We start from the raw sequence: 17,487 nt of genomic DNA, 5'->3' as shown, positions 1-17,487 counted from the left end.
CCGGGCGATGCAGGAGGAATAACGGAGTACGAAAGCGCAACCAGCGGCGGATATGGAAAGAGGAACGGGAATCTGCTTCCTCGTTCCTCTTGCTGCGTCCGGCCTCAGGCGCGGTAGTTCGGCGGTTCCTTGGTGATCTGCACGTCGTGGACGTGGCTCTCACGTTGGCCGGCGCCGCTGATCTTCACGAACTTCGGCTTGCTGCGCATGTCTTCAACCGTGCCGCAGCCCACGTAGCCCATGGTGGCGCGCAGGCCGCCCATCAGCTGGTGGATGATGCCGCCGACCGGGCCGCGATACGGCACGCGGCCTTCGATGCCTTCGGGCACCAGCTTGTCGGCACTGGAAGCGTCCTGGAAGTAGCGGTCCTTGGACCCCTTTTCCATCGCCGCCAGCGAGCCCATGCCGCGGTAGCTCTTGTACGAACGGCCCTGGAACAGCTCGGTTTCGCCGGGCGATTCCTCGGTACCGGCCAGCAGGCCACCGATCATGATGGTGGAGGCACCGGCGGCCAGCGCCTTGCCGATGTCACCGGAGTAGCGGATGCCGCCGTCGGCGATCAGCGGGATGCGATCCTGCAGCGCCTCGGCGACCAGATCGATGGCGGTGATCTGCGGCACGCCGACACCGGCGACCACGCGCGTGGTGCAGATCGAACCGGGACCAATGCCGACCTTCACCGCGTCCGCGCCGCAATCCAGCAGCGCCAGTGCGGCTTCGCCGGTGCAGATGTTGCCACCGACCACCTGCACCTGCGGGAAGTGCTTCTTGACCCAGCGCACGCGGTCCAGCACGCCCTGCGAATGGCCGTGCGCGGTGTCCACCACCAGCACGTCCACGCCGGCAGCAACCAGCGCTTCGACGCGGCGATCGGTATCGCCGCCCACGCCGACCGCGGCACCCACCAGCAGGCGCGTGGCGGAGTCCTTGGCAGCGTTCGGGTAATCGGTGTTCTTCTGGATGTCCTTGACGGTGATCAGGCCACGCAGGGCGAAATCATCGTTGACCACCAGGATCTTTTCGATGCGGTTGCGATGCAGCAGCAGCTGCACTTCTTCGGATGCGGCGCCTTCCTTGACCGTGATCAGGCGATCCTTCTTGGTCATGATGTGGCGGACCGGATCGTCCAGCTCGGTTTCAAAACGCATGTCGCGGTGGGTCACGATGCCCACCAGCTGGCCGCCGTCCACCACCGGCACGCCGGAGATGTTGCGCGCCTGGGTCAGCGCCAGCACGTCGCGGATGGTGGTTTCCGGCCCGACGGTGATCGGATCGCGGATGACGCCGGCTTCGAACTTCTTGACCTTGGCCACTTCGGCGGCCTGCTGTTCCACGCTCAGGTTCTTGTGGATGATGCCCATGCCGCCGAGCTGGGCCATGGCGATGGCCAGGCGTGCTTCGGTGACGGTATCCATCGCAGCGGACAGGATCGGGAGCTTCAGCCGCAGGTCGCGCGTCAGCCGGGTTTCCAGGCTGACATCCTTGGGCAGGATGATCGAGTGGGCGGGGACGAGCGAGACGTCGTCGTAGGTGAGAGCTTCAGCCTGGATGCGCAGCATCGGCATACCCGAGATGTGGGGAAGCGCGTCATTTTACCCTGTTTGTCGGCCGAGCGGCAGGGGGTAGATGCGACGCAGTGTCGCGCCGGTGGGTGTAGGGCGAAAGGCGCCGCTGCGCTCACCGACCATGGGTCGGCGCTACCCTTCCGTCACCCACCGGGCTGCCTCAGACGAAGGCTTCTGCGGCTTCCAGGGTGTTCTGCATCAAGGTGGCCACGGTCATCGGGCCGACGCCGCCGGGGACCGGGGTGATCCAGCTGGCGCGCTCTGCGGCCGCTTCGAAGCCGACGTCGCCGACCAGCCGGCCGTCGTCCAGGCGGTTGATGCCCACATCGATCACCACCGCACCGGGCTTGACCCATTCACCCGGCACGATGCCCGGGCGGCCGACCGCCACCACCAGGATGTCGGCGTTGCGCACGGCCTGTTCCAGCACGTCCTTGGGGGTGAACTTGTGGCAGCTGGTCACGGTGCAGCCGGCAATCAGCAGCTCCAGCCCCATCGGCCGGCCGACATGATTGCTGACGCCGACGATGGTGGCATTGCGGCCACGCACGGGCTGGTCGGTATGGCCCAGCAGCGTGGTGATGCCACGCGGGGTGCATGGGCGCAGGCCGAACTCGCGCAGCGCAAGATGGCCCACGTTTTCCGGGTGGAAACCGTCCACGTCCTTGCGCGGATCGATGCGCTGGATCAGCCGGCGCGCGTCGGGAATGCCGGGCAATGGCAGCTGGATCAGGATGCCGTGGATCTTCGGGTCCGCATTCAACTTATCGATCAGCGCCAGCAGCTCGGCTTCGCTGGTGCCTGCGGGGAGATCGAAATCATGCGCCTCGATACCGACCTTCTCCGCCGCACGGCGCTTGTTGCGCACGTACACGGTGGACGCCGGGTCGCCGCCCACCAGCACCACGGCCAGCCCGGGACGGCTGCCACCGGCGGCGACACGGGCGTCTACGCGCACCTTCAGGCTGTCCAGCAGCGCTTCGGAGATGCGGCGGCCGTCGAGGATGCGGGCGGAATGGGAGGCGTCGGTTGGCAGGGTCATCGAAGCAGGCGTGGAGCGGCGGGGATGGCTATTGTCCCTGATTCAGGCCCGGCGGGGTGCGGGGTCAGAGCCCTTTGCCTCCGGAAAAGGGGTCTGACCCCTCTTCATGCGGCACCTGATCGGCATTCAGCGTGCGCGACTGGCGCTTGGGCACGGTGAACGGGGTCGGCGTGGGCACGCCCGGCAGCGAGCTGCCGAAGGCCATGTGGGCACCGGCGCGGAGGTCGCCACCGGCCATTTCCAGCTGCAGGCGCTCGGCGTCGCGCTCGCGGATCTGCTCGGCGATATCGCGCGCGTCGTCTTCGTCCGCGCCGAGCTCCATCAGCGCGGCCTGGCCGAACATCACTGCCGATTCGAAGGTTTCGCGGATCTGGAAATCGACGCCGGCGTGGATCAGCCGCAGCGAATGTTCGCGGTCGAACGAGCGCACCAGCAGCTTGGCCTGCGGGAACTCATGCGAGACCAGTTCGACGATGCGGTCGGCTTCGGCGGCATCGTTGACGCACACCGCGATCGCCCGGGCGCTGGCCGCACCGGAGGCATGCAGCACGTCCAGCCGGGTGCCATCGCCGTAATAGATCTTGAAGCCGAAGCGCTCGGCGCTGTGGATCATCTCCACGTCGTTGTCGATGATGGTCACGTCCACGTCGCGCGCCAGCAGTGACTGGCTGGCGACCTGGCCGAAGCGACCGAAGCCGATCAGCAGCACGCTGCCGGACAGGCCTTCGGCGGTCTCGACGCCTTCCATGCTGACCACCGCAGGCGCGGCAAAGCGCTTGTGCGCCAGCACCACCAGCGGCGTCAGCGCCATCGAAAGCACCACCACGGCGGTGAAGTTGGCATTGATGTCCACGTCGATGACACCGGCACTGGCGGCCGCGGCGAACAGCACGAAGGCGAACTCGCCGCCCTGCGCCATCACCACGCCACGGTCCAGTGCCTGCGCATGGCTGCTGCCCATCACGCGCGCCACTGCATAGATGCACAGGGCCTTGGCCGCCATCAGCGCCAGCACCAGCCCGACGATCAGCGGCCAGTTGCGCGCCACCACGCCCAGGTCCAGCGCCATGCCCACGCTGAGGAAGAACAGCCCCAGCAGGATGCCGCGGAACGGCTCGATGTCCGCTTCGATCTGGTGCCGGAACGTGGATTCGCTGAGCAGCACGCCGGCCAGGAAGGCGCCCATCGCCATCGACAACCCGGAAAGCTGCATCAGCAACGCCGCACCGAGCACCACCAGCAGCGCAGCAGCGGTCATCACTTCACGCGCCTTGGCGGCGGCGAGGATGCGGAACAACGGATTGAGCAGGAAGCGCCCGACCAGCACCAGGCCGACCACCGCACCGGCGCCGATGGCCACCGAGAGCCAACGCGACCCTTCGCCATCGGCACTGCCGGCCGAGGGGCCCATGAAGGCCACCAGCGCCAGCAGTGGCACGATCAGCAGGTCTTCGAACAGCAGGATGGAGACGATCTTCTGGCCGGGCGGCAGGGCGATGTCACCGCGCTCGGCCAGCAGCTGCATCACCACCGCGGTGGAGGTCAGCACGAAGCCGGTAGCGCCGATGAAGGCGACCTGCCAAGGCAGCCCGAACAGCTTGGCCACCAGGGTCAGCACGATCGCGCATGTGGCGATCTGTGCGGTGCCGAGGCCGAAGATTTCCTTGCGCAGGCTCCACAGGTGCGAGGGCCGCATCTCCAGGCCGATCACGAAAAGAAACATCACCACGCCGAGTTCGGCGGTGTGCAGGATCGCCTGCGGATCTGAGAACCAGCCCAGCCCGAACGGCCCGATCGCCAGGCCGGCAGTGAAGTACCCCAGCACCGACCCGAGGCCGAAACGCCGGAACAACGGCACCATCACCACCGCCGCGCCCAACAGGGCGACGACCTTGACCAGTTCACTGCTTGCAGCTGCTTCCACCGCCATGCGGCCATTCCTGTGATGCGTTGAAGTGCGTCAACGATAGGGCATGCAGGCGGCAATCAATAGCACGTGGGTTGCGGTTCATTGTTCCGCGGATGAAACGGGCGATCAATTCATCGCCATGTCGTTCTATCCTGCACTGCGAACGTACGGCTGCCGCTGCGCTCGCCGACCATGGGTCGGCGCTACCGATGGCACGGCACTGCGCGTTGATCGCACCGCTGCAGCGCCGAGCCACGCTCGGCGAGCGCAGCGGGCAGATCAGCGGCCCGAGCAGAACGCGGCGTAATCGATGTAGCCGGGGAAGTCCTGGCCGGGAACGCAGACCGCGCAGTGTGGATCCGGCGACAGCCGGGTTTCGCGGAAGCGCATTTCCAGTGCATCGAAGCGCAGCAGCCGTCCGGTCAGCGGCTCGCCGATGCCCAGCAGCAGCTTCAGCACCTCGGTGGCCTGCAGCACGCCGGCCAGGCCCGGCAGAACGCCCAGGACGCCGGCTTCGGCGCAGTTGGGGGCGAACTCCGGCGGTGGAGGCTGGGGAAACAGGCAGCGGTAGCACGGCGCCACGCCGCGCTGGCGGCCGGCATCGAACACGCTCACCTGGCCGTCGAAGCGCTCGATGGCCGCGTACACCAGCGGCGTGGCGTGCTTGATGCACGCATCATTGAGCAGGTAGCGCAGCGGGAAGTTGTCCGAACCATCCAGCACCACGTCCACGCCTTCCATCAGCGCGTCGATGTTGGCCGAGGTGGCGCGCTCGGCGATGGCTTCGATGGTGATGGAGGGATTCAGCGCCAGCAGGCGCTCGCGCGCCGAGTCGACCTTGAACTGGCCGACGCCGGCTTCGGTATGCACGATCTGCCGGTGCAGGTTGCTGCGCTCCACGCGGTCGTCGTCGACGAAGCGCAGCTGCCCTACTCCGGCGGCGGCCAGGTAGAAGCCGGCCGGCGAGCCCAGCCCGCCCGCGCCCAACACCAGCACGCGCGAACGCTGCAGCAGGCGCTGGCCGGCCTCACCGACCTGAGGCAGCAGCAGGTGGCGCGAATAGCGGTCATGGAAATCACGGTCTTCGGCGGTGCCGGGCGGCTGCACCAGCGGCAGTTGCTGCGCACGCCAGGCCACGGTGCCGCCGGCTACCCAAGCGACGTTCGCATAACCCGCCGCGTGCAGGAACAGCGCAGCATCGGCTGAGCGTTTGCCGGTCTGGCAGATCAGCAGGATGTCTTGATGCTGCTGTGGCAGGTGCGCGGCCGGGTCGGCCTGCAGGTCAGCCAGGGTGATGCCGCGTGCGCCTTCGGCCATGCCGCCGGCGCGCTCGAGCGGCTGGCGTACGTCGATCAGCACGGCGCCTTCGGAAAGGCGCTGCAGGGCGAGCTCGGGGGAGATTTCGAGGATGCGCATGGCCGCATTATCGGCCATGCACATCGGGTCGGCACACTGCCGCAGCGCTCGCCGACCATGGGCCGGCGCTACCGGGTCAGCGGCCCTTGACGTGCTTCATCAGGCGGCGCTTGGCCTTGACCTGGCGTTCGGTCAGCGGGTTCTTCTTGCCTTCGTACGGGTTGGTCCCCTCGCGGAAGATGAACTGCACCGGCGTGCCGACCAGCTTGAAACGCTTGCGGAAGAAGTTTTCCAGGTAGCGCTTGTAGGTCTCCGACAGCTCCTTCAGGCGCGTGCCGTGCACGATGAAGGTCGGCGGGTTGGCGCCACCCGGATGCACGTAACGCAGCTTGGACACATGCCCACGGATGGTCGGCGGCGGATTGGCGGTGTAGGCCATTTCCAGCGCCTGGTTCACTTCGCTGGTGCTGAACTGGTGATTCGCCGAATCGTGCGCGCGGTGGATCGCGTTGAACAGCTCACGCAGCCCGGAGCCGTGCATCGCCGAGATGCGCACCGATTCGGCCCACGGCACGAAGCCCAGCCGCAGCGACAACTGGGTCTCTGCCTGCTCACGCTGGTAGTCGGTCAGTCCGTCCCACTTGTTGATCGCAATGACCAATGCACGCCCGGCATCCAGTACCGCGCCGAGCACGGTAGCGTCCTGGTCGGTCACGCCTTCATGCGCGTCCAGCATCAGCACCGCGACCTGGCACTGTTCGATGGCCTGCATGGTCTTGACGACCGAGAATTTCTCCACGGCTTCGTCCACGCGGCCACGACGGCGCAGGCCGGCGGTGTCGATCAGACGGTAGTCGCGGCCCTCGCGTTCCAAGTCCACCGAGATCGAATCGCGGGTGGTGCCCGGCACTTCCGAGGCGATCATCCGTTCCTCACCGAGGATGCGGTTGACCAGCGTCGACTTGCCCACGTTGGGGCGGCCGACGAAGGCGATGCGCACGCGGTTCGGATCGTTGTCCATCTCTTCGGCGCTGCCCTCTTCCGGCAGGCGCTCGACGATTTCCTCCAGCAGATCGTCCAGACCCTGGCGATGCGCCGCCGAGACGGTCAGCATTTCGCTGAAGCCGTAGCGCGAGAACTCCGCACGCACGGTGTGCTCGTCGGTACCGTCGATCTTGTTGATCAGCAGCACCTTCGGCTGCTGCTGCTTGCGCAGCCAGGCCAGGATGTCGTCGTCCAGCGAAGAGGTGCCATCGCGCGCATCGACCACGAAGACGATCAGATCGGCTTCTTCGGCGGCGGCACGGGCCTGGCGCGCGGTGGCGCCGGCCAGGCCTTCTTCTTGTTCGGCGATGCCGCCGGTGTCCACGATCAGGAAGTGATTGTCCTCGTCCAGGCGACAGACACCGTAGTTGCGGTCACGGGTCACGCCGGGCTGGTCATGGACCAGCGCGTCGCGGGTGCGCGTGAGCGCATTGAAGATTGTGGACTTGCCGACATTCGGCCGTCCGACCAGGGCGACCAGGGGCAGCATCGCGTTTACTCCGTAATTAATTGGCCAACCGGAAAGCGGTCAGCTTGCCTTCGATGTTCTGCACCAGCAGGACCCCGTCGGCGACTATCGGTTGGGCCTTGACGGTCCCGCCGGTCTTTGCCCGGGCGGCCATCGCGCCATCGGACTGTTGCAGCCAGTGCACGTAGCCGTCGAAATCGCTGACGACCACGTAATCGCCCTGCAGGGCCGGGCCGGTCAGCTGGCGCCGGGCCAGGCCGGTCTGCGACCAGCTGGCCGCACCGCTCTGCTTGTCCAGGCCGAACACACCGCCCTGGTTGTCGGTGACGATCACGTAGGACGAGGACAGCGTGACGCCGCCTGCTCCACCGTGGTCGCGCGTCCACAACGGACGCCCGGTCGGACCTTCGATGGCGATGGTCTGGTTCTTGAAGCTGCTGGCGTACAGCGTGTTGCCTTCCAGCACCGGCGCACCGTCCACGTCGGACATGCGATCCAGTTCGGTACGCCCTTCCGGGTTGCCGACCACCTGGTCCCACAGAGTGCGGCCATCAGCGGCGCCCAGCGCAGCCAGGGTGCCGTCGTCGTTGCCAACGAAGACCACGCCCGGGCCCTGCACCACCGGCGCGTTGCCGCGCACGGTCAGCATCGGCAGTTCGCGCGGGTTGAACCAGCGCTGGGTGCCGTTGGTGGCGTCGAAGGAGGTGATGCGGCCGTCATTGCTGCGCACGAACACCATGCCCTGGCCGACGGCCGGGGCCGAGATCACTTCGCCCGGCACCTTGGCGCGCCACTTTTCGGTGCCATCAGCGGCATCCAGCGCGATCACCTGGCCGTCCAGCGTGCCGATGACCACCAGGCCCTCGCCCACGCCCGGACCACCGGAAAGGCGCAGCTTGGGCTTCTTCTTTTCCTTGGCCGGCTCATAGGTCCAGACCTTCTTGCCGGTCTGCAGGTCGATGGCATGCACGCCGCCGGTGATGGCAGCGGCATACACGCGGCCGTCGGCGACTGCCGGACCCTGGCGCACGCCGATGCGATCCTCGCCCTTGCCCAGGTTGACCGTCCACAGCTTGTCGACCTTGACGGTGGCGTCGAACTTCACCAGCTCCACCGGCTCCTGCAGTTTCTTGGCTTCGGCGTCCTTACCGGCGAACCAGCCCTTGACCGTGCTGCAACCGGACAGCGCCATGCCGAGCATGGCAACCGTGGCAACCCGCTTGAGGATGACCATCTGACTCATTACACCGACTCCTCAGTCGCCGCGACGGTGCCGCCGGCGTCCATCAACTTGGTTTCCAGCAGGCGCCGCTGCGGCGCTGCCACGTCCAGCGTCTTCAGCGCTTTCTCATACTGCCCACGCGCTTCATCGCGCTTGCCGGTGGCCATCAGGGCATCACCGTGGATTTCCAGCGAACCGGGATCGGCGGCGTTGCCCAGCAGGGTGATCGCTTCGCTGCCCTTGCCGGTGGCCACCATCAGGCGCGCGATGCGCTGGTCGACGACCTGCTTGAGGTCGCCTTCCACCTTCACCGCGCGCAGGGTCGCCAGCGCGTCTTCGTCCTTGCCCGCTTCCACCTGCGCCTTGGCCAGCTGCAGGGCAGCCAGTTCGGAATAGATGTTGGACGGACCGGCATCGAGCGCCTTGACCGCCTTGCCGGCGTCGTCGAGCTTGTTTTCCTGGATGCCCTTGAGCACCTTCTGGTATTCGACGTTGGCCGAAGCCAGCTTGTTGCCCTGCTCCTGCTGCCAGTAGCCCCAGCCCCAGATGGCACCCACGGCGATCACTACGCCGCCGACGATGCTCAGGCCATTCTTCCGCAGCCAGGTGCGGACGCGTTCACTTTGTTCGTGCTCGTCGAGCAGGTCGTCGATCGCCATGCGTACTCTCGCCCTACCCGAGCCGGAGACAAGCTCGCCGGGGAGGACTGTTCAATGGGTTGTGGATTCCGGTCCGGGCCTCAGTTTGAAACCGGGACCACGGAGCCCTCAGAGGATACCGTAAAGCGTGCGACGTTGGCTCGCCGATACGGGCCAAGGTCGATGATGGCGCCGTTCTGCTGAACCTGCACCTGCGCGGCATTGCCCAGCACCACCCGGCCGACCTGGCCCGGGGTGAAGCTGCGCGACTGGCCGGCCTGGATCAACGCCTTTTCCACCGTGCTGCCATCCGGCGCGGTGATCTCCACCCAACTGTCACCGCTGAACTGAAGGCCGAGTGCGCCCTTGGTCGTGGCCGCCTCGCTGGGCGCCGCAGGCCGCGGCACCGGCGTCAGCGAGGCCACGTACGGCTGCGTGACAGGACGCGCCGGCGCGACGGCCGGGGTGTCAACGCCAGGGGTGGCCGCATCGTCGTTGCGCGGCGGAGCCACGGCGACGGTGGCCGGAATCACATCCAGCGAGGCCGTGCTCGGCCCCTGCCCATCGGCATCCAGATGGCTGCGGGTGGCGAACCAGACCGGCACCGCCAGCGCGGCGGTGATGCCCACGTACAGCAGACGCCGGCCAACGCTTTCGGCAATGCGGCGCGCACGCGGGGTGTGGGTGTGGCTGACCAGGGTGGGCGGAACGATCGGGCCGACCTGCGCCTGTTCCAGCACCTCGCCTACGTCCACGCCCAGCAGGCGCGCATAGCTGCGCAGCTGGCCGCGGACGAATACCGGCGCACCGAGCCGCTGCCATTGTTCTTCTTCCAGCGAACGCACCACCTGCGCCGGCATGTGCAGGCGCTGGGCCACATCATCAAGCGTCAGTCCTGCCGCTTCACGGGCCTGGCGCAGGCGTTGGCCACAGCCGGCGGCCGTCTCTAAAGCGTTCACGGTCTGGTTGTCAGTCACAGTGCTTCAACCCTTGGAATTGAGGTCCGCGTCCTGCGGAAATTCCTGTCGAATCCGCTGCTGGTAGCGCTCAGCAGCTCGCTGATCACCCAGTCGCGTCTCTATTTGCGACGCCAGTTGTAACACGGAACGCGTTGGCGGTGCAGCCGCGAGCCGGCGCTCGGAGAACGCGCGCGCTTCCATGTAACGGCCATTGTCGAAGGAAAGCTGGGCCATGGCATCCAATGCCTGGGCATCGCGCGGGTCCTGTGCGAGCGCCGCGCGCAGGTAGCGCTCGGCAGGCACCGGCTGCTTGGCCCGGAGCGCGCACGCACCGGCATTGGACAAGGCAACGCCGGGACTGGAATATCCGGGCGCTGCGATGGCGCGCTCGAACATGCCGAGCGACGCTTCGGCGTTGCCGTGATCACACATCCAGGCCGCGTAGTTGTTCAAAACGTCGCCGCGCTCGGGGGCCTGTGCCACGGCGCGCTGCAGCAGCTCACCGGCACGCGGACCCTCGCCACGGCGGTCGGCGATGGCCGCCAGCAGCAGCAGCGCGTCGGGACGATCGGGCATGAGCTTGAGCGCGGCACGCGCGCGCTTCTCCGCAGAGTCCAACTTGCCGGTGCCGAAGTCCGAGCCGGCCAAAGTCAGCTGGCTCTGGTACTGGTGCAGCTTGCGGATACGACCGTCATCCTGGGCCACGTAGGTGGGCGCCACCGCCAGCTGCGCCTTGGGCAGTTTGACGCCCTTGGAACCGCTGTTGCAGGCGGCCAGCGCCAACGCACACAGCGCAGCGAGGGCCAGGATCCACGCGCGGTCAGGCCGCTGCATCACGCCCGGCGCCTTCCTTGATGGCCTTGTCGAGCGTCTTGTTGAACTCGGCCTGGCGGCGGGTGCGATCCATCACCTGCCCCTTCAACTGGCCACACGCCGCATCGATGTCATCACCACGCGTGCGACGCACCATGGTCAGCACGTTGCTGTCCAGCAGGATGGTCTGGAACGCGCGGATCTGCACATCGTCCGAGCGCTCGTAGCGGGTGCCCGGGAACGGATTGAACGGAATCAGGTTGATCTTGCCCGAGCCCTTGGCCTGCACCGCGTTGTCGAACTGGCGCATCAACCGGGCCAGTGCACGGGCGTGCTCGGGCTGGTCGTTGATGCCCTTCATCAGGGTGTATTCGAAGGTCACCGATTCGCGGCGCTTGTTGGCGCGCAGGTAGCGCGCGCAGGAGGCCATCAGATCGGCGATCGGGTACTTCTTGTTGAGCGGCACCAGCGTCTCACGCAGCTCGTCGGTCGGCGCATGCAGCGAAACGGCCAGCGACACGTCGCTTTCGGTGGACAGGCGGTCGATCTGCGGCACCAGGCCGGAGGTGGACAGCGTCACCCGCTTGTTGGCCAGGCCGTAGCCCAGGTCGTCGCGCATCACGCTCATGGCACGCACGACGTTGTCGAAATTCATCAGCGGCTCGCCCATGCCCATCATCACCACGTTGGTGAGGCGTCGCTGCTTGTGCGGGATGTTGCCCAGGTGGCGCGCGGCGACCCACACCTGGCCGATGATCTCGGCGGTGGACAGGTTGCGATTGAAGCCCTGCGTGGCGGTCGAACAGAAGGTGCAGTTCAGCGCGCAGCCGACCTGCGAGGACACGCACAGCGTGCCGCGGTTCTTGTCCGGGATGTAGACCGCCTCGATGGCGTTCTTGCCATCGGTGCCCATCGCCAGCAGCCACTTGTGGGTGCCGTCGGCGGACGGTTTTTCGAACACGATGTTCGGGACCAGGACCTCGGCATGTTCCTGCAGCTTGGCGCGCAGGTTCTTGCCGAGGTCGGTCATCTCATCGAAGTCGGTGACGTAGTGATGGTGGATCCACTTCATCACCTGGTGGGCCCGGAACTTCTGTTCGCCCAGTTTCTCGACGAAAAAGCGCTCCAGGCCCGCGCGATCGAGGTCGAGCAGGTTCTGCTTGCCAGCCGTGGGTGCCGACTTCGGCAGCGGCTGGATGGCGGGTGTCTGTACGACCTCGTTCACGTCGACCTCTTAGCGGGAAACCACTTCGGTAGCGGCAAAGAAATAAGCGATTTCGTTGGTGGCGTTCTCGACCGAGTCCGAGCCGTGGGCGGCGTTGGCATCGATGGATTCAGCGAAATCGGCGCGGATGGTGCCCGGCGCAGCTTCCTTCGGGTTGGTGGCACCGAGCAGGTCACGGTGGGCCAGCACGGCGTTCTCGCCTTCCAGGGCCTGGATCATCACCGGGCCGGAGATCATGAACTCGACCAGTGCGTTGAAGAACGGACGCTCGCGGTGCACGGCGTAGAAGCCTTCGGCTTCGCGGCGCGACAGCTGCTTGTACTTGGCTGCGACGACCTTCAGGCCAGCCTTCTCGAAGCGGGCGTAGATTTCACCGATGACGTTCTTGGCAACGGCGTCCGGCTTGATGATCGAAAGGGTGCGCTCCAGCGCCATGGTGGTATCTCCGAAAGTCCGGGCCACTCAAGGCCCGAGGGTAACATGAAAAAAACCCGCGTCAAAACGCGGGCTTAGCCTGATAAACGTGCGCGGATTGTAACGCCTCGGTCCCCGCCACGGTAGCCCCGGCCATTCATGTAATACACATCGATGAACGCCGGCATCAACATGCTGCGGCGCACAATGCACTGGCCCGTGGGCGGGTCTAGTATCAAACAATCGTTTGATTGAACCTGTCCCATCTCCATGGCCAAACCCGCCCACTTCTCCACCAAGGACCGCATTCTCGGCGCTGCCGAGGAGCTGTTCGCGCTGCATGGCTTTGCCGGGACCTCGCTGCGCCAGGTAACCACCCAGGCGGACGTGAACATCGCGGCGGTCAACTACCACTTCGGCTCCAAGGAAAACCTGGTCAACGAGGTGTTCCGCCGGCGCATGGACGAAATGACCGCCGCGCGCATGGGCCAGCTGGAAAGGGCCCGCAGTGACCACCCGGGCGAGCTGCGGCCGGTGCTGGCCGCCTTCGTCGAACCGGCGCTGGCGATGGCCCAGGACCGCCAGAGTGGTGGCGCCTTCGTGCGGGTGATCGCGCGCGCCTACGCCGAAAAGAACGACAACCTGCGCCGCTTCCTTTCCGACCACTACGGGCATGTGCTGCGCGATTTCGGCCGCGCCATCGCCGGTTGCGTGCCGGGCCTGAGCAAGGAGGAGCTGTACTGGCGGCTGGACTTCCTGGCCGGCTCGTTGACCTACGCCATGGCCGATTTCGGCCTGATCAAGCGTCCCGCCGGTGTCACCGAAGAAGCCCATCGTGCACAGGCCGCCCAGGAACTCATCCACTTCGCCGAGGCCGGTTTCCGCGCCGCGGCACGCAGCGAAGGCAGCCCCACGCCTTCGACCCCTGCCCCCTCCCTTTCCACCCAGTAACTGCTGACCAACCAAGGCTTATCGACATGTCCAATTCCCTGCCAGTCCGCCGCGCCGCCGTGCTGGGTGCCGGCGTCATGGGTGCCCAGATCGCCGCCCACCTCACCAACGCCGGTGTCGACACCGTGCTGTTCGACCTGCCCGCCAAGGAAGGTCCCGCCGATGGCGTGGTGATCAAGGCGATCGCCAATCTGACCAAGCTGAGCCCGGCCCCGCTGGCCAGCAAGTCCTACGCCGAAGCGATCACCCCGGCCAACTACGAAACGGGGCTTGAGCAGCTGCGCGACTGCGACTTGATCATCGAGGCCATCGCCGAACGCATGGACTGGAAGCAGGACCTGTACAAGAAGATCGCCCCGTTCGTGGCCGACCACGCCGTACTGGCCTCCAACACCTCCGGGCTGGGCATCAACAAGCTGGCCGACGTGCTGCCCGAGCAGCTGCGCCACCGCTTCTGCGGCGTGCATTTCTTCAACCCGCCGCGCTACATGCACCTGGCTGAGCTGATCCCGGCCACCACCACGGATGCGGCGGTGCTGGAAGCGCTGGAAGCGTTCCTGGTCACCACCCTGGGCAAGGGCGTGGTGTACGCCAAGGACACCCCGAACTTCATCGGCAACCGCATCGGCGTGTTCTCGATCCTGTCCACGATCCACCACACGCAGGAATTCGGCCTGGGCTTCGACGAAGTCGACGGCCTGACCGGCCCGCTGGTCGGCCGCCCGAAATCGGCGACCTACCGCACCTCCGACGTGGTCGGGCTGGACACCATGGCGCACGTGATCAAGACCATGGGCGACACCCTGCCGGATGATCCGTGGCATGAGTTCTTCAAGTCGCCGAAGTGGCTGGACGCGCTGATTTCCAAGGGCGCATTGGGCCAGAAGGCCGGCGCCGGCATCTTCCGCAAGGTCGGCAAGGACATCGTGGTGCTGGACCTGGAAAAGCAGGACTACCGCCCGGCCGACCGCAGCGCCGCCCCGGAAGTGGTCGAGATCCTGAAGATCAGGAACCCGGCCGAGAAGTTCGCCAAGCTGCGCGAGAGCCAGCACCCGCAGGCGCAGTTCCTGTGGGCGACCTTCCGCGACCTGTTCCATTACAGCGCCTACCACCTGGCCGACATCGCCGAGACCGCGCGCGACGTCGACCTGGCCATCCGCTGGGGCTACGGCTGGTCGCTGGGCCCGTTCGAAACCTGGCAGGCCGCCGGCTGGAAGCAGGTCGCGCAGTGGATCGCCGATGACATCGTGGCGGGCAAGAGCATGAGCAGCGCGCCGCTGCCGGACTGGGTGTTCGACGGCCGCGATGGCGTGCACGCCGCCGAGGGCAGCTACAGCCCGTCGCGCAATGCCAAGCTGCCGCGCTCGGCGTTGCCGGTGTACCAGCGCCAGCGCTTCCCCGATCCGCTGCTGGGCGAGACGTTCGCCCCGGGCGAAACCGTGTTCGAAAACGACGGCGTGCGCATGTGGCACGACGGCGACGGCATCGCGGTGGTCAGCTTCAAGACCAAGATGAACACCGTTTCCGACCACGTGCTCGATGGCCTGCAGGAAGCGATCAAACGCGCCGAGCAGGACTTCCAGGGCCTGGTGATCTGGCAGCAGAAGGAACCGTTCTCCGCCGGTGCCGACCTGGCCGGCGCGCTCGGCCTGCTGCAGGCCGGCAAGGTCGAGCAGTTCGAAGAGATGGTGCACAACTTCCAGCGCACCAGCCAGGCGATCAAGTATTCGCTGGTGCCGGTGGTGACCGCCGTGCGCGGCCTGGCACTGGGTGGTGGCTGCGAGTTCCAGATGCACAGCGCCAAGAGCGTGGCGTCGCTGGAAAGCTACATCGGCCTGGTCGAGGCCGGCGTGGGCCTGCTGCCCGCCGGCGGTGGCCTGAAGGAACTGGCGGTGCGTGCTTCGCAGGCAGCCGGTCCGGGCGGTGATGTGTTCGCCGAACTGAAGAAGACCTTCGAAACCGTGGCGATGGCCAAGGTGTCCAACTCGGCCGTCAACGCCAAGGAACTGGGCCTGATGCGGGCCACCGACAAGGTGGTGTTCAACAGCCACGAGGCGCTGTACATCGCCAAGGCCGAAGTGCGCGCACTGGCCGAAGGCGGCTATCGCCCGCCGATGCCGGCGCGCCGCATCCAGGTCGCCGGCGACGTGGGTATCGCCACCTTCAAGATGATGCTGGTCAACATGCTGGAAGGCCGCTTCATCAGCCCGTACGACTACGAGATCGCCGTGCGCATCGCCACCGTGCTGTGCGGTGGCGAAGTGGATCGCGGGACGCTGGTGGACGAAGAGTGGCTGCTGACCCTGGAGCGCAAGCACTTCGTCGAACTGGCCCAGCAGGAGAAGACCCAGGCCCGCATCGCGCACATGCTGAAGACCGGCAAGCCGCTGCGCAATTGATCGTAGGTGCCGACCCCGGTCGGCACGTCCCGCTGTGGCCGTCGAGCAAGCTCGACGCTACGAAACCTATTCGAGAGATCACTGCAATGACCAAGCAAATCCAGGACGCCTACATCGTCGCCGCCACCCGTACTCCGGTGGGCAAGGCGCCCAAGGGCGTGTTCCGCAATACCCGCCCCGATGACATGCTGGCCCATGTACTCCGGTCCGTGGTCGCCCAGGCGCCGGGCATCGACGTCAACCGCATCGACGATGCGATCATCGGCTGCGCCATGCCCGAGGCCGAGCAGGGCATGAACGTGGCACGCATCGGCGTGCTGCTGGCCGGCCTGCCGGACACCATCGCTGCGCAGACCGTCAATCGCTTCTGCTCCTCCGGCCTGCAGGCGGTGGCGATGGCCGCCGACCAGATCCGCCTGGGCAATTCGGACCTGATGCTGGCCGGTGGCACCGAGTCGATGTCGATGGTGCCGATGATGGGCAACAAGATCGCGATGGCACCGAGCGTGTTCGACAACGACCACGTCGCCATCGCCTATGGCATGGGCATCACCGCCGAGAAGGTCGCCGAGGAATGGAAGGTGTCGCGCGAGGAGCAGGATGCCTTTGCCCTCGCCTCGCACCAGAAGGCGATCGCGGCGATCCAGAACGGCGAGTTCAAGGACGAGATCAGTCCCTACGACGTGCGCACCCGCCAGCCGGACCTGGCTGACGGCCGCCGCATCATCACCCGCGACAGGGTGGTGGACACCGATGAAGGCCCGCGCCTGGATTCGTCCGCCGAAGGCCTGGCCAAGCTGCGCCCGGTGTTCCGCAACGGCCAGTTCGGTGGCACGGTTACGGCCGGAAACTCCTCGCAGATGAGCGATGGCGCCGGTGCGGTACTGCTGGCCTCGGAGCAGGCGATCAAGGATTACGGCCTGACCCCGTTGGCGCGTTTCGTCAGTTTCTCCGTGGCCGGTGTGCGCCCGGAAGTGATGGGCATCGGCCCGATCGCGGCGATTCCGAAGGCGCTGAAGCAGGCCGGCCTGAGCCAGGACCAGCTGGACTGGATCGAGCTCAACGAAGCCTTCGCCGCGCAGTCGCTGGCGGTGATCCGCGATTGCGGCCTGGATCCGTCCAAGGTCAACCCGCTGGGCGGGGCGATCGCGCTGGGTCACCCGCTGGGCGCGACCGGTGCGATCCGTACCGCGACCCTGCTGCATGGCCTGCGTCGTCGCCAGCAGAAGTACGGCATGGTGACGATGTGCATCGGCACCGGCATGGGCGCGGCGGGCATCTTCGAATCGCTGTAAGGGGTTGGTTGTGGTTGCCGGGGCTGCGCCCCGGCACCCTGCTTGTTTTCGAGCAACGGTAACGGCAACAGCAGAGGCTGTGGGGCTGTGTGTTTGGCGGGGCCGGGTGGGTTCGCGGGAATCGCCGTGAATCCATCCATGGAGGCTCGCCATCCGCATCCATGCGGATGAGCGTTCCCGCGAACC

14 protein-coding genes are annotated in these 17,487 nt (G+C 66.5%); 3 read left to right on the top strand and 11 right to left on the bottom strand.

Annotation, left to right across the window (positions count from 1 at the left end; genetic code table 11):
* Positions 1–104: 104 nt before the first annotated feature.
* The 11 genes from guaB to ndk form a co-directional block, all read right to left on the bottom strand.
* On the bottom strand, positions 105–1,559 hold the full coding sequence (gene guaB, locus H9654_RS00070; RefSeq protein ID WP_101099189.1) for an IMP dehydrogenase: 1,455 nt from the start codon (positions 1,557–1,559) through the stop codon (positions 105–107).
* Positions 1,560–1,725: 166 nt separating this feature from the next.
* Positions 1,726–2,607 carry a bifunctional methylenetetrahydrofolate dehydrogenase/methenyltetrahydrofolate cyclohydrolase FolD gene (gene folD, locus H9654_RS00065; RefSeq protein WP_101099050.1) on the bottom strand — a complete coding sequence of 294 codons (882 nt, stop codon included), beginning with the start codon at positions 2,605–2,607 and terminating at the stop codon, positions 1,726–1,728.
* A 64-nt stretch (positions 2,608–2,671) separates the two neighbouring features.
* Entirely contained in the window at positions 2,672–4,537 is a 1,866-nt protein-coding gene (locus H9654_RS00060) for a monovalent cation:proton antiporter-2 (CPA2) family protein (protein WP_191768027.1), read from the bottom strand.
* Positions 4,538–4,795: 258 nt separating this feature from the next.
* Positions 4,796–5,932 (bottom strand): molybdopterin-synthase adenylyltransferase MoeB, encoded by a 1,137-nt coding sequence (gene moeB, locus H9654_RS00055; RefSeq protein WP_191768025.1) that lies wholly within the window; start codon positions 5,930–5,932, stop codon positions 4,796–4,798.
* 76 nt (positions 5,933–6,008) lie between these two features.
* Positions 6,009–7,406 carry a ribosome biogenesis GTPase Der gene (gene der / locus H9654_RS00050; protein WP_101099048.1) on the bottom strand — a complete coding sequence of 466 codons (1,398 nt, stop codon included), beginning with the start codon at positions 7,404–7,406 and terminating at the stop codon, positions 6,009–6,011.
* A gap of 16 nt (positions 7,407–7,422) precedes the next feature.
* Positions 7,423–8,628, bottom strand: coding sequence for an outer membrane protein assembly factor BamB (gene bamB / locus H9654_RS00045; protein ID WP_191768023.1), 1,206 nt, complete (start codon positions 8,626–8,628; stop codon positions 7,423–7,425).
* The gene (locus H9654_RS00040; protein ID WP_191768021.1) at positions 8,628–9,266 is read right to left on the bottom strand and encodes a YfgM family protein; all 639 of its coding nucleotides are present in this window, start codon (positions 9,264–9,266) and stop codon (positions 8,628–8,630) included. Before H9654_RS00040 ends, bamB begins: the two co-directional genes overlap by 1 nt.
* 80 nt (positions 9,267–9,346) lie before the next feature.
* A complete protein-coding gene (locus tag H9654_RS00035; RefSeq protein WP_191768019.1) occupies positions 9,347–10,222 on the bottom strand; it encodes a RodZ domain-containing protein in 876 nt (291 codons plus the stop codon).
* 6 nt (positions 10,223–10,228) lie between these two features.
* Complete coding sequence (locus tag H9654_RS00030) at positions 10,229–11,038, bottom strand: tetratricopeptide repeat protein (RefSeq protein WP_191768837.1); 810 nt, start codon at positions 11,036–11,038, stop codon at positions 10,229–10,231.
* Positions 11,025–12,242, bottom strand: coding sequence for a dual-specificity RNA methyltransferase RlmN (gene rlmN / locus H9654_RS00025; RefSeq protein ID WP_042615375.1), 1,218 nt, complete (start codon positions 12,240–12,242; stop codon positions 11,025–11,027). The genes H9654_RS00030 and rlmN overlap by 14 nt, the downstream gene beginning before the upstream one ends.
* A 9-nt stretch (positions 12,243–12,251) precedes the next feature.
* On the bottom strand, positions 12,252–12,677 hold the full coding sequence (gene ndk, locus H9654_RS00020) for a nucleoside-diphosphate kinase (RefSeq protein WP_042615376.1): 426 nt from the start codon (positions 12,675–12,677) through the stop codon (positions 12,252–12,254).
* Between the two features lie 249 nt (positions 12,678–12,926).
* Here ndk and H9654_RS00015 point away from each other — a divergent pair, with 249 nt between their 5' ends.
* The 3 genes from H9654_RS00015 to H9654_RS00005 all read left to right on the top strand — a co-directional run bounded on the left by H9654_RS00015 (position 12,927) and on the right by H9654_RS00005 (position 17,301).
* Positions 12,927–13,607, top strand: coding sequence for a TetR/AcrR family transcriptional regulator (locus H9654_RS00015; protein ID WP_101099043.1), 681 nt, complete (start codon positions 12,927–12,929; stop codon positions 13,605–13,607).
* 26 nt (positions 13,608–13,633) lie between these two features.
* Positions 13,634–16,006, top strand: coding sequence for a 3-hydroxyacyl-CoA dehydrogenase/enoyl-CoA hydratase family protein (locus H9654_RS00010; RefSeq protein ID WP_191768017.1), 2,373 nt, complete (start codon positions 13,634–13,636; stop codon positions 16,004–16,006).
* 86 nt (positions 16,007–16,092) lie between these two features.
* Positions 16,093–17,301 carry an acetyl-CoA C-acyltransferase gene (locus H9654_RS00005; protein ID WP_191768016.1) on the top strand — a complete coding sequence of 403 codons (1,209 nt, stop codon included), beginning with the start codon at positions 16,093–16,095 and terminating at the stop codon, positions 17,299–17,301.
* Positions 17,302–17,487 lie beyond the last annotated feature (186 nt).

The sequence above is a fragment of the Stenotrophomonas lacuserhaii genome, from assembly GCF_014836545.1.
GTDB classification, from domain to species: domain Bacteria; phylum Pseudomonadota; class Gammaproteobacteria; order Xanthomonadales; family Xanthomonadaceae; genus Stenotrophomonas; species Stenotrophomonas lacuserhaii.
Note: the sequence above shows the minus strand (reverse complement) of the source record. Positions and strands in the feature narration are given on the sequence as shown.

Coding starts and splice junctions, on each gene's coding strand:
- moeB (WP_191768025.1), bottom strand. CDS start 5,932: ATGCGCATCCTCGAAATCTCCCCCGAGCTCGCCCTGCAGCGCCTTTCC.
- H9654_RS00040 (WP_191768021.1), bottom strand. CDS start 9,266: ATGGCGATCGACGACCTGCTCGACGAGCACGAACAAAGTGAACGCGTC.
- ndk (WP_042615376.1), bottom strand. CDS start 12,677: ATGGCGCTGGAGCGCACCCTTTCGATCATCAAGCCGGACGCCGTTGCC.
- H9654_RS00010 (WP_191768017.1), top strand. CDS start 13,634: ATGTCCAATTCCCTGCCAGTCCGCCGCGCCGCCGTGCTGGGTGCCGGC.
- H9654_RS00005 (WP_191768016.1), top strand. CDS start 16,093: ATGACCAAGCAAATCCAGGACGCCTACATCGTCGCCGCCACCCGTACT.
- H9654_RS00015 (WP_101099043.1), top strand. CDS start 12,927: ATGGCCAAACCCGCCCACTTCTCCACCAAGGACCGCATTCTCGGCGCT.
- der (WP_101099048.1), bottom strand. CDS start 7,406: ATGCTGCCCCTGGTCGCCCTGGTCGGACGGCCGAATGTCGGCAAGTCC.
- bamB (WP_191768023.1), bottom strand. CDS start 8,628: ATGAGTCAGATGGTCATCCTCAAGCGGGTTGCCACGGTTGCCATGCTC.
- folD (WP_101099050.1), bottom strand. CDS start 2,607: ATGACCCTGCCAACCGACGCCTCCCATTCCGCCCGCATCCTCGACGGC.
- H9654_RS00060 (WP_191768027.1), bottom strand. CDS start 4,537: ATGGCGGTGGAAGCAGCTGCAAGCAGTGAACTGGTCAAGGTCGTCGCC.
- guaB (WP_101099189.1), bottom strand. CDS start 1,559: ATGCTGCGCATCCAGGCTGAAGCTCTCACCTACGACGACGTCTCGCTC.
- H9654_RS00030 (WP_191768837.1), bottom strand. CDS start 11,038: ATGCAGCGGCCTGACCGCGCGTGGATCCTGGCCCTCGCTGCGCTGTGT.